The sequence below is a fragment of the Robertmurraya sp. DFI.2.37 genome, from assembly GCF_029211245.1.
Lineage (GTDB): Bacteria > Bacillota > Bacilli > Bacillales > Cytobacillaceae > Robertmurraya > Robertmurraya methanolica_A.
This window is the reverse complement of the sequence record NZ_JARGEJ010000418.1, coordinates 1-344: the sequence shown is the minus strand read 5'-3', so window position 1 is coordinate 344 and position 344 is coordinate 1. Positions and strand designations below refer to the sequence as shown.

General features: G+C 44.2%; 1 pseudogene. It reads left to right on the top strand.

The annotated features are described in order from the left end of the window. A pseudogene (locus PZE06_RS27120) lies at nt 1–344 on the top strand (homoserine dehydrogenase); the annotation flags it as partial.

The window sequence follows — 344 nt, the reverse complement described above, 5'->3', positions numbered from 1 at the left end:
CTTTAATGTACATACAGAAGGAATTACGAAGATTACGGCAAGGGATATTGCATATGCAAAGGAATTTGACAGCGTCATCAAGCTTCTGGGTGTTGCACATAATACAGAAAATGGAATCGAGGTCGGAGTCTATCCGATGATGATCCGGAAAGAGCATCCACTTGCTTCTGTACGGGATTCTTTCAATGCAGTTTTTGTTCATGGAGATGCAGTGGATGATGCCATGTTTTACGGAAGGGGTGCAGGTGAATTTCCGACAGCCAGTGCCGTAATGGGCGATGTGATTGATGTGGTAAGAAATATCGGATATGGCTGTACGGGAAGGATCAGTTGTACCTGCTATA